The sequence below is a fragment of the Alkalihalobacterium sp. APHAB7 genome (assembly GCF_048323755.1).
Taxonomy (GTDB): Bacteria; Bacillota; Bacilli; order Bacillales; family Bacillaceae_F; genus Alkalihalobacterium.
In genome coordinates this window covers 17,457-28,901 of sequence record NZ_JBLWFS010000037.1, presented here as the reverse complement: position 1 = coordinate 28,901, position 11,445 = coordinate 17,457, and the positions used below count along the sequence as shown (strand labels likewise).

General features: G+C 38.5%; 11 protein-coding genes. 6 read left to right on the top strand and 5 right to left on the bottom strand.

Annotated elements, in window-relative coordinates; translation table 11 throughout:
• The first annotated feature begins 197 nt into the window (after nt 1-197).
• A complete protein-coding gene (locus tag ACNSTQ_RS21400) occupies nt 198-347 on the top strand; it encodes a YvrJ family protein (protein ID WP_418201782.1) in 150 nt (49 codons plus the stop codon).
• Between the two features lie 174 nt (nt 348-521).
• On the opposite strand, the gene ACNSTQ_RS21395 is transcribed toward ACNSTQ_RS21400, so the two are convergent.
• The gene (locus ACNSTQ_RS21395) at nt 522-1,049 is read right to left on the bottom strand and encodes a DUF6241 domain-containing protein (RefSeq protein ID WP_418201781.1); all 528 of its coding nucleotides are present in this window, start codon (nt 1,047-1,049) and stop codon (nt 522-524) included.
• Nucleotides 1,050-1,679: 630 nt separating this feature from the next.
• Nucleotides 1,680-2,264, bottom strand: coding sequence for a TetR/AcrR family transcriptional regulator (locus ACNSTQ_RS21390; RefSeq protein WP_418201780.1), 585 nt, complete (start codon nt 2,262-2,264; stop codon nt 1,680-1,682).
• Nucleotides 2,265-2,441: 177 nt separating this feature from the next.
• Between ACNSTQ_RS21390 and ACNSTQ_RS21385 the strand changes: the two genes are divergently transcribed.
• Nucleotides 2,442-3,356: an ATP-binding cassette domain-containing protein gene (locus ACNSTQ_RS21385; protein WP_418201779.1), complete on the top strand. Its 915-nt coding sequence runs from the start codon at nt 2,442-2,444 to the stop codon at nt 3,354-3,356.
• A 2-nt stretch (nt 3,357-3,358) separates the two neighbouring features.
• Nucleotides 3,359-4,963 carry an ABC transporter permease gene (locus ACNSTQ_RS21380; protein ID WP_418201778.1) on the top strand — a complete coding sequence of 535 codons (1,605 nt, stop codon included), beginning with the start codon at nt 3,359-3,361 and terminating at the stop codon, nt 4,961-4,963.
• Nucleotides 4,964-5,791: 828 nt separating this feature from the next.
• Here the strand turns inward: ACNSTQ_RS21380 and ACNSTQ_RS21375 are convergent.
• Nucleotides 5,792-6,781, bottom strand: coding sequence for a LysM peptidoglycan-binding domain-containing protein (locus ACNSTQ_RS21375; RefSeq protein WP_418201777.1), 990 nt, complete (start codon nt 6,779-6,781; stop codon nt 5,792-5,794).
• A 342-nt stretch (nt 6,782-7,123) separates the two neighbouring features.
• Here ACNSTQ_RS21375 and ACNSTQ_RS21370 point away from each other — a divergent pair, with 342 nt between their 5' ends.
• Complete coding sequence (locus ACNSTQ_RS21370) at nt 7,124-8,221, top strand: alpha/beta hydrolase (protein ID WP_418201784.1); 1,098 nt, start codon at nt 7,124-7,126, stop codon at nt 8,219-8,221.
• Between the two features lie 72 nt (nt 8,222-8,293).
• On the opposite strand, the gene ACNSTQ_RS21365 is transcribed toward ACNSTQ_RS21370, so the two are convergent.
• Together ACNSTQ_RS21365 and ACNSTQ_RS21360 are read right to left on the bottom strand one after the other, a co-directional pair.
• Nucleotides 8,294-8,734, bottom strand: coding sequence for a Dps family protein (locus ACNSTQ_RS21365; protein WP_418201776.1), 441 nt, complete (start codon nt 8,732-8,734; stop codon nt 8,294-8,296).
• 99 nt (nt 8,735-8,833) lie between these two features.
• Nucleotides 8,834-9,502, bottom strand: coding sequence for a B3/4 domain-containing protein (locus tag ACNSTQ_RS21360; protein ID WP_418201783.1), 669 nt, complete (start codon nt 9,500-9,502; stop codon nt 8,834-8,836).
• A gap of 83 nt (nt 9,503-9,585) precedes the next feature.
• Here ACNSTQ_RS21360 and queG point away from each other — a divergent pair, with 83 nt between their 5' ends.
• The gene (gene queG, locus ACNSTQ_RS21355) at nt 9,586-10,725 is read left to right on the top strand and encodes a tRNA epoxyqueuosine(34) reductase QueG (RefSeq protein WP_418201775.1); all 1,140 of its coding nucleotides are present in this window, start codon (nt 9,586-9,588) and stop codon (nt 10,723-10,725) included.
• A gap of 69 nt (nt 10,726-10,794) precedes the next feature.
• Nucleotides 10,795-11,325 carry a methylated-DNA--[protein]-cysteine S-methyltransferase gene (locus ACNSTQ_RS21350; RefSeq protein ID WP_418201774.1) on the top strand — a complete coding sequence of 177 codons (531 nt, stop codon included), beginning with the start codon at nt 10,795-10,797 and terminating at the stop codon, nt 11,323-11,325.
• Nucleotides 11,326-11,445: the final 120 nt, after the last annotated feature.

Genomic DNA, 11,445 nt, shown 5'->3' with positions numbered 1-11,445 from the left:
GGCTAATCTCTTGTGTCCAACATTACAACAAAGTACATGCTTAGTATAAAATTGAACCGCCGTATACGGAACCGTACGTACGGTGGTGTGAGAGGTCGGAGGTTAATCACCTCCTCCTACTCGATAATTTTTAAGATGTCTAGATGTTCTGCTAAACGGCCTTAACGCTTTTCCTAGAACGAAAGGAGGTTCTAACGATGGAGATATGGATGTCGCTTTTGAGTGAGTTTGGTTTCCCTATCATGGTGACGCTCTACTTGCTGCACCGAGTTGAAAAGCAGCTAGACGCGGTCAACCTGTCAATCCAACGACTACCCGAAAGCATAACACCGCTTCATTACTACTGAAGCTCAGATAAAAAGAAAAAGTAGTTTGTAAAAGGGAAGACCACCTTGATTGGAAATTTGCCTCGCGCTTGTACTGGTTAGTCTACTGGAGGGCAGGCATCGTTGTTCTGAGTAATGAAGAATGGAAGTAAAGAAACCCCGTAAGCTAATTCAGCTTATGGGGTTAAACGTGCTCTATTCAAAATGCTTCCTAATATACTCGGCTTCTTCTTCTGGAGTAAAGAGTCTGGTTGCTTCTCCAACCGTACCGCCTTGTAACCGCCAAATTCGATTATGGTCGTCATCGGCTTGACTGAAGTCTCCCTTTTGCCATCTTTCGAGAATATCTAAATAAGTTATACCATAGCTGTAATTATTAGCTTCAACTACCTCTATTAACCTTTCAATTCTCTCTTGAGTAATTTGCATATGGCCCCATTTTTGGCTGGCGGCTACTTTCTGGTGAGACATCCAGTGAATGGAATTTTGTACCGCAACTTCTGATAAGTCTAAAGGAAACTCTTCCTCCACTTCTTCTGCAGTTGGAACATTTCCTATGATCGGTTCTTCCTCATTATCAGTTAGTACTTGCTCATTTGTTTCACTCGTTTCGGCTGGTCCCAGCTCATTCAGAGTTTTATTATTAGACAAGGTATTAAAAGCGTAGATGACGACAGCGATAATTAGTGCGATTGCAATGAAAAGAATACGACTCGTTTTCATAAGTTCATCTTCCCCCTATGTACTGGACAATTTATTTTTTACTTAAAAATCTCATCAAACTTTAGAATAGAAGGATAGGAGTCTTTGGAAAAGAACCCTATCAAGCTCTAACTAAATAAACAAATAGTCAGGCTTATATTTATAGACGTATTAGAAATAAAAAAGAGGCTCAAAATTTCAAAAAACTTTGTTATTTTTTCTGCTGGCGCTTTACCAGAAGTGATGATTGTGATGCTAGCCACATCTAGTAAAGGGCTTATGTTCCTAATCATCTTCTCTGAGATAATGTTCGGGAACTCCAGGGCCCTTATTTTTGTCATTTCCGATGTTTTCTACAGTGTAGGGCACTCAGGAGCCTTTATTACCCCAAAAAACAACCTTTTGCACAAGTGATACGACAAATAAGGGCCTCTCAGTTCCGCAAAGATGATAAAATGATAGATTTTGAGGAAATAAGGGCCTGTGGAGTCCGCAAAAAAGAGTAACGATCTAAAAAAATGCTTCAGCATCAAATTCGCTGAATTAATGGCATGAAAAAATTGCTATTGCCAGGCAACCTTTTTTGTGGGCATATTGCGGTCAAGGGGCTTGCCCCCGCTAGGGTAAAGCAAAACCCTTATAGGTGGCACTCTAATCATTCTTCCCACAGATCCCGTAAAAAAAGATGTTTGTAATGTCCTCGGTAAGGGGAAGTATTTTTTGGTACACCTCTTCTTTTTGCATATAGTCTTTTAACATATTTATATAAAATAAAACCGCTTCGGCAGATAAGTCCGGATTTACAAATCCTTGTTGTTTCCCATCTTCAATCAATTTCGTAAAGTAAGGAATTGTTTTTTCGATATACACCTTCTCAATGTAATTACCCTCTGTTGTATATTCTTTCATCATAAACTGATAAAACTCTTCATGAATTTGAGTGGCAGCCTCTTTTTTGGCAAAGATCAATTTTTGTATTTTTTCTGGAAAAGGTAAGTCATTATAGATGACTTCTTCAAAATCATTTGCTGCTTTGTCCACATAATAAATAAAGACATCGTGGATTAGATTGTGCTTACTTTCAAAGTAGTTATAGATTGTAACTTGAGATACGTTAGCTTTTTTGGCAATTTCAGAAATGGAAACTTTCTGAATGCCGTATTCCATAAACAGGGATAGCGCCGAATCTAGTATATTATTCTTCTTTAGTTCTCTTCGTCGTTGAAAACCGTCCATTTTTGTCACCTCAATGTAAGTTTAATAAAAAATTTGTAACAAAACAAACAATATATTTCATAATTACTTATTGTAATGCATTAAATTTATATATATTATGAACTATATAAGTTAAAAAATTTCATAATTAAAAAATCAAGGGATCAATTGTATCCATAAGATAGGGGGAGCATCGCCATGACGATATTAAAAACAACGAATTTAACCAAGAAATTCGGAAGTTTTAAGGCTCTAGACGGTGTAAATATGGAAGTAAGTAAAGGTGAAATCTATGGATTTATTGGTCCGAATGGAGCCGGCAAGTCTACAACGATTCGTGTCCTGCTCGGCATTTTAAAAGCGACTGAAGGAGAAGCCCAAATTTTTGGTCTGGATGCATGGAAAGACGCAGTAGAAATCCATAAGCGAATTGCCTATGTACCAGGGGATGTTAACTTATGGCCCAACCTAACCGGCGGGGAAGTTATTGATTTATTCATGAAGCTTAGAGGAGCGAATAATAAAGCAAGACGAGAAGAGCTAATTGAAATCTTCAAATTAGATCCAACGAAAAAGTGCAGAACGTATTCGAAAGGAAATCGGCAAAAAGTGGCTTTAGTTGCGGCTTTTGCATCCGATGCGGACCTGTATATCTTTGATGAGCCGACATCTGGACTCGATCCGTTAATGGAGAAACTTTTTCAAGAGCAAGTCAATGAGGCGAAACAACAAGGGAAGAGTGTTTTACTTTCAAGTCATATCTTATCTGAAGTCGAAAAATTATGTGATAAAGTCGGCATCATCCGTGAAGGAACGATCATTGAGACTGGAACGTTAAACGAACTTCGTCATTTAACGAGAACGAACTTACTCGTGGAAACGAAACAACCGATTTTATCTATCAATGATTTAAAAGGTGTCCATGATGTTGAAACCGTCGGAAATGCTCTTTCGTTTCAAGTCGATGGGGAAGAGTTAGATGCTGTGATGAAACATGTCAGTCAGTTTGGTCTGCTAAAATTAGAAAGTTCACCACCAAGGCTTGAAGATTTATTCATGCGACACTATGAAGGTACTGGGCAAAGCTCAACTAATGGAGCGGGAGGTGAATAGGTATGTGGAAAGATTTATATCATCAAACAGGAGTGTTGGCTCGCCTGATCATCAAGCGGGACCGGATACGCCTACCTATTTGGTTGACTGCAATTAGTTTTTTTACATTACTAATCGCTGCAGCTTATACCGATTTATACCAGACTGAACAAGAACGACAAGCGATAGCAGAAACAATGAAAAATCCGGCAATGATCGCCATGGTCGGACCTGGTTATGGATTAGACAATTACACAGCAGGAGCCATGTTCGCCCATCAAATGCTGTTATTTTCAGCTGTCGTTGTAGCCATCATGAGTATTTTACTTGTTACTCGCCATACACGTGCCGATGAAGAAGAGGGGAGAATCGAGTTAATTCGCTCACTTCCAGTCGGTAAATTATCCAATATTACTTCTTCCGTACTTGTAATGGTTGGTGCGAATGTCCTTTTAGCATTAATTACAGGTGTAGGTCTGTATGCTTTGCAAATAGAAAGTATGGATTTACAAGGGTCCCTTTTATACGGTGCCGCTATAGGTGCAACGGGTATCTATTTTACAAGTGTTACGGGTTTGTTTGCACAGGTGTCAGAAAACTCTAGAGGTACGATTGGACTTTCGTTTGCGGTATTAGGCGGGGCTTATTTAATTCGTGCTGTTGGAGATGTAAGTAATGAAACCCTCTCTTGGTTCTCACCACTTGGGTGGATTGTAGGAACACAAGCCTATGTGAATAATTACTGGTGGCCGGTGATTTTGACGATTGGTGCAGCGATTTTACTCTTGGTCCTAACGTTATATTTAAATACGATTCGTGATTTAGGAGCAGGTTTCTTACAGTCAAGACCGGGTAAAAAACATGCATCGCGTTTTCTGCAAAGTCCATTTGGGTTAGCTTTTCGATTGCAACGAACAGGAATTATTGCTTGGGCGATTGGAATGTTCATTTTAGGAGCTTCTTACGGGTCAGTGTTAGGGGATCTGGAATATTTTTTTGATAGTAATGAAATGATGGCAGAATTCCTAGCTCCCGTCGAAGGTTTTTCGTTAGTAGAACAATTTTTACCGATGCTTATGTTAGTAATCTCGATCATCTGTACAGTTCCTGCACTTCTTTTCGTACTCAAACTTAAAAATGAAGAGAAAAAGAATATGACGGAACATTTACTTGCGCGAGCCGTATCGCGAACTAGGCTGATGGGAAGCTATCTCTTTGTTTCCATTATCTTTGGAACGACTGTGTTCGTTCTAGCAATAATTGGGCTTTGGTCTGCAGCTGTATCAGTAATGGAAGAACCGGTTTTATTTACTTCCATAGTAAAAGCCGGTATCGTTTATTTACCAGCTATGTTTGTTTTGATTGGATTGGCGGTATTTCTAACCGGATATTTTCCAAAGCTGACTAGTCTTACTTGGTTATATCTAGGGTATTCGTTCTTTGTTGTCTATTTAGGTGGATTACTTCAACTTCCAACTTGGATGGAGAAGGTTTCCCCGTTTGCTCACGTTCCGCAATTCCCAGTAGAAGAGGTGACGGCATTACCGATCATTCTTTTAACAGGTATAGCTGGTGTACTTCTGTTTATAGGGTTTTTGGGGTATAACAAGCGTGATATAGAAGGGTAATGTCATAAAGAGAAGTCTCTCGTTAACAGCGATTTTGTTTCCGGGGGGCTTTTTCATTTAGTAATAAAAAAGCGCATTATTTGCGCTTCTGCCACCACGTGGACTCCCCTAATAGTCCTTTATAGTTCTGTTTGTCTTTATGTTGCAACTCACTTTTAGGCAGACAGTCAGGACATACTTTCTTAGTAGCCTCTGTCGATGGAGTTAATAAATCTCTGCCGCATTGACTGCAAAAAAATGGTGAATTCATCATACGCACTTCTCACCAGCCTTTCTTATTTAAATCATAGATACGCAGATCAAGAGGAAGAAAGAACACTTAGTTTTGTGTATTTCGCAGATGCCTAGCTCTAGGCGTCAACCTAGACTGCGCTTCCTTCCATTAGGTCAACAATAGTTGTGCAGTTAAGGATCTTCAAGACGTATCTAAAAATTAGTGGACTCTACAGGCCCTTATTTCTTTAAAAAGTCGCTAATTTGACTTCTTAGGGACCTCAGAATCCCTTATTTACTATATTTCATGTTGTTATTGCTTAATATTAAGGAAATAAGGGATTCTCAGTTACACAAATGCTTAAAAGAGGTCATTTCTGCTAAAATAGCGTCATCTCAGTGCCGCAAAAGTAAAACCTATAGCACCTAACTAAAATCCCGTGTTAGAGTGTTGTCTTTAGCGGTAAACGCCGAAAAACACATATAAGCAGTATATCTTCCGCTTTTCTTATTAGTGTATGCAAGGGCTGGGAGAAAGGTTTTTAGTGTCAGGTCAGTGAGGACTCTAGAAAAAGAAAACTACCTTTTCGATTTTCGATAAGGTAGTTAATAATCTTACTTAAAAACTTTGACGTTTACTTCTTTTACACCCCAATTGATGGCATCTTGTTTATTCGGTATGAAGATATCAATTTTATTTCCTTGAATGGCGCCACCCGTGTCACCAGCTATCGCATGTCCATAGCCTTCGACGTAAACTTTTGATCCTAATGGGATAACGCTAGGGTCAACTGAGATGACTTTTTTATCTGGATTATCTATTAAATTAATCCCAGTGGAAGTAATTCCAGAGCAACCTTCACAAGATGCAGTGTAGGCAGTAGCTGTCATCGTTAGTTCCATCGCAACCTGGTCATCTGAAGCGGGCTCAGAAGCTTCCTCTTCTTTAGTCGATTTTTCTGTAGCAGCTTCTTCTGTAGTAGTTTCTTCTGAAGCAGGTTTCTCTGTAGTAGGTTCTTCTGTAGCAGGTTCTGCTTCTTCTTTAATAACTTCTTCCTTAATCGGCTCGTCCAAAACTGCTTCCTCTTGTGCCTGTGCTGGCTCGTCCGTCATTGAAGGAGCTTCTTCAACTTCAACTGCTACTTCTTGCTGCTTATCTTCTGTAGTAGCACGTCCTTCTTTATTGCTTGCTACTTCAGGATCAGTAACACTAGCAACTTCTTTTGCTTGAGGGTTTCCTTTTAAATAGACGGTTAATGTATCGCCAGCTAAGATGAAATCGGGATCAGTAATCTGATTCCAGTCCTGTAATGCTTTCCAAGAAATATGGTCATACTGTAGAGCAATTTCTGATAAAGTATCTCCCTTTTCAATATAATATTCTTCAGTAAGCGCAACTTTTAGACGATCTTTTGGATGGATGATGTGATTGGTAAGCCCATTCCATTCTTTTAAATCTTCTACTAATATATCATTTGCTTTTGCAATTCCCCATAACGTATCCCCTTTTTGAACGGTAACTTCCTTAGCAGATGTGTGTGATCCTAAACCAAATGTCCCGTAAATTGCAGCAACGGTTACTAAAGAAACGATCCTTTTCTTCATAAACTACCTCCAAAATTTAATGTTACTCTCTTATTGGTTTTAATGTTAGCACAGTAAATTCTGAAACAAAGAACAAGCATATAACAATTGGATTGCACAGATAACGCTGTTGTGTACAAACTATTACATGATACTGAATTCTCCTCAAAAAAAATGAAAGGTTGTGAGAAACTACTGAATTTAACCCATAATCTAATGTCTGTCTTAATCATTTACCGGTGGAATAACGTAACTTCACTGAATATATATTAAAGTGCTGAACTTTTTTATCAAGAAAAGTACAAAGGTGAGTAGGGGTAGAAGAAAAAATTTACAAACATTGGGGAGATTACCTTGGAAACTATGTCATTACTATTTCTATTTATTGCATTATTGTTGGGAGTCGTTTTTGGATTTAGAGTTTATATTCAAAGAAAAATCATAAAAAAGAGTGAGAAATTGGTAAAAGGCGGCGGTATTAGTCAGGTGGAAAAGCTTTATATCGGCGGCATTAGGCAGTATATCCTTGTTGAAGGTAAAAGCAAGGAATTACCTATTTGTTTATTTTTACATGGGGGACCTGGTACTCCTTTTCCCTTTGGTGTTAGCTCAAGAAGTTTATTTCCAGAAATTACAGAGCACTATATAGCTGTTTACTATGACCAGCGCGGAGCTGGTAAGAGCTATTCAAAAGCAATGGATCCTAAATCAATGAATATTGAACAATTTATTGATGATATTCATGAGCTTGTTGATTATTTAAGAGAAAAGTTCCAGCAAGATCAGGTGATGTTAGTTGGTATGTCTTGGGGAACTGTACTTGGAACAGAGTTAATTAAACGCTTCCCTGAAAAGTTTTATACTTATGTCGGCATTTCTCAAGTCGTTAATGATTCAGAATCGCAAAAATTAGCGAAGACTTGGTTAGTAGAGAAAGCAAAGCGTTCTGGAGATGAGAAAACACTTCAAGTGCTGCACGAACTTGGGGAAGCACCGTATGTCGGAAAACATGATGAGCAACTCGACAAACTAATTTCTAAATATAAAAGAAATCTATACAAAGAAAAAAATACAAATAAGCCAAACCTTTATCGTTTCGTTAGAGGGGCTTTTATTTCTCCAGATTATAAACTGAGTGACACTTGGAAGGCGCTGATAACGGGTGCAAAGTTTAGCTTAATAGAAAGTAAGGATTTACAAATTGAAATAGCAAACACCAATTATTTTGATACGGTGTCTACAATTGAAGTTCCGATTTACATCATTCAAGGAAAACATGATAAAACGACGAACTATGAACTGGCTAAACAGTTTTTTAGTTGTATTGCAGCGCCAAAAGGAAAGGAGTTTATCACTTTAGAACAATCGGCTCATTATCCGAATGAGGCTGACTTTAATGTTATACTTCATAAGCTAGTAGAACTAGCTGTTTCTAAAAACAATTCAAATTATCTCCTATAGAAGGTGTAGATGGCCATAAAAAAGAATCTGGCACCTCAAAAAATGAGACCAGATTCTTAATGGGTTAGCATATTATTTTAAGAAAGAGCGTAACATCCAATTATGCTTTTCTAATGATTGGTGAATAGCTAGAAGCATATCCGCTGTTGTTTCGTCACCGAGAGTATCAGCGGCCTCCATGCCTTCTTTTAATTCATCGATAAGTGTATCAAAGTCTTGGATGATCGTTGATACCATTTCGTCAGCTGTTTCATTACCAGTTGCTTCAGAAACAGAAGCGGTTTCTAAATATTCTTTCATTGTTGCTACAGGTTGTCCTTTAAGTGCTAACAATCTTTCTGCTAGTTCATCGATATGTAAAGCGGCTTCGTTATAGAATTCCTCAAATTTGTCGTGTAATGTGAAAAACTGTGGACCTTTAACATACCAGTGGTAATTGTGAAGTTTAACGAATAGTACACTCCAGTTAGCAATTTGTTTGTTTAAAATAGCGGATACTTTTTCTTGAGTCATGATTAGATCATCCTTTCAATTTTCATCACACTTTACTATTTCCCATGTTAGCGAATAATTAAACCAAATTCTATAATGTTTTCGTGAATTATTTTCCAATTATGTGACGATTGAGCAGTGATAGTTCCCGCCATGGACTTGAGTGAACATCTTACCGACAGAATGAAGCAATTGCTTACATTCTTCTTCGTCCATTGAAGGTTGGAGGTAGATCAGCTGAAGAGCTTGAGTGGTTAATTCGGTGACAGCCGATCGTTTGGAATCAACGATTGGACTTCCGAAAGGACCTTTTCCATCAGAGGATAACAGTTTCCCTTCCATGTTATTTTCACGGCCGTTAATTCCTAAGTAACGATCTTCTCTCGTTCCTAGCCGTATAGAAATTTCCCCCTCTAATTGCAGTAAATCATAAATACCAAATGGAATTTGATGACGGATAGAGAAAAAATTATTAAGGTCAACTGCAGAATGAACGGATGGTAAGAACTCGGATTTTTTAATTCTTCTTAGAAGCGCTTCGGATGATGGACGGTACCTCCCAGGGTCAATAGAAAGCAACTTAAACGTATTTCTCCATTCCGTAATACCTGGGTAACTCATTAATTCATTACTTTCTAGTTGCAGTGCTAATTCTTCTTGGTAAAAACGAATTCGCCCTTTTAACATTTGTGGTGATTCAGAAATGACAATGGATGGATACGTAATAATCCCGATCTTGAATAGAGGTACAAGTCTTTTCACTTCCTCGTCTATTGTAAGCTGTACCATTTCCAAAAGAACACCTCTTTATTTTTAGTTTTCATTTAGTGTAGCATATAATGGATGTAACTTAGAAAGAAAGGGTTTTTTACATGGCATATGCCCAGTTAAAAGATGAAATTATTGCATATAGTAAAAGTATTGAAATAGATAAAATTGGTTTCACTAGTGCTAATCCATTTGCAACATTAAAAGAAAGACTAACTGTCCATCGTGAATTAGGGTATGAATCTGGTTTTGAAGAACCTGATTTAGAAAAACGAGTTGAACCGAAAAAGATTACACCAGAAGCTAGGTCAATCATTTCCATTGCCTTAGCATATCCTTCAAAAATGAAAAACCCTCCGAAAAGCAAGAAAGGAGAACGAAGAGGTATATTTTGCAGAGCATCGTGGGGGAAAGATTATCATCATATTTTAAAAGAAAAGCTTCAACTCTTAGAAAAATTTATAGTAGAAAAGGTACCAAATGCTCACATTACTTCCATGGTAGATACCGGAGAACTTTCCGATCGAGCAGTAGCTGAAAGAGCTGGAATTGGTTGGAGTGGTAAAAATTGCGCCATTATTACACCTGAATTTGGTTCTTACGTGTATTTAGGGGAATTAATCACCTCGATACCGTTTCAGCCTGATGAACCGCTTGAAGAACAATGTGGTTCGTGCCGGCGTTGTATAGATGCTTGCCCAACAGGTGCGCTTGTTCAAGGGGGGCAGCTAGATTCTCAAAAGTGTATCGCTTACCTGACTCAAACAAAAGACTTTTTACCTGAACGGTTTCGGTCGAAGTTAGGTAACCGTTTATATGGATGTGATACGTGCCAACAAGTTTGTCCAGAAAATAAGGGGAGAGATTTTCATATTCACGACGAAATGGAGCCTGATCCAGATCTAGCAAAACCGCTGCTTTTGCCATTGTTATCGATGAGCAATCGACAATTTAAAGAGCGTTTTGGTCATGTTTCAGGCGCTTGGAGAGGAAAAAAGCCCATCCAAAGAAATGCAATTATTGCATTAGCACATTTTAAAGAAACTGAAGCTATTGAGCCATTAACAGAATTGATGACAAAAGACCCTCGGCCGGTTATACGAGGTACTGCAGCCTGGGCACTGGCAGTTATTGGGGGCAAATCTGTAGAAAAACAGTTGAAACAAGCGAAAGACCGAGAAAAAGACACGGATGTAGTAGAAGAGATAAATAGAGGACTAAATATCATCGCTGAGGACCTCTAACGTCCGTGGAAAAGATATTGTTTATTCAGTAAGATAGGTACAAGACTGGAGTTGGAAGGAAGGGATAACATGTCGGCTCAGTCAACGGTTTATTTTGATGAAATGGATAGTCCAATTGGAGCGTTAACCATTGCGGCAACTGAACGAGGCATTTGCCATATCCACTTTGGTACATCGGAGTTTAGTTTACCGACATTAAAAGCGTGGTTGAAAAAGCAAGGAATCAAAGGAGAACTTGTACAAAACAAAGAGAAGATTTCTCCTGTTGTACAGCAACTCAGAGAGTATTTTGTTGGAGAACGTCATGACTTTGACCTTCCTATTGATCTTTATGGAACTGGTTTTCAAAAGAAAGTTTGGGAAGCGCTTCGGAACATAGGTTATGGAGAGACACGATCATATAAGCAAATTGCACAAGAAATTGGAGCGCCTAAAGCTGTAAGGGCGATCGGCGGGGCAAATAATCAAAACCCTATTCCCATTATCATTCCATGTCACCGTGTGATCGGAAGTAATGGTGCCATGGTAGGTTACGGTGGAGGACTAGACAAAAAAGAAATCCTCCTACAGATGGAAGGTGCAATTGAAAAAATTTCATAAAATATTGTCTAGAGCAGGAGCGTTTTCCTGCTCTATTTTTTTTCGGGGGAGGGATAAGTTTTGTTTTTCCTAGATATTTGCATAAGTGCATCAATCAGTGGTGTTGGTTTATGAATTACC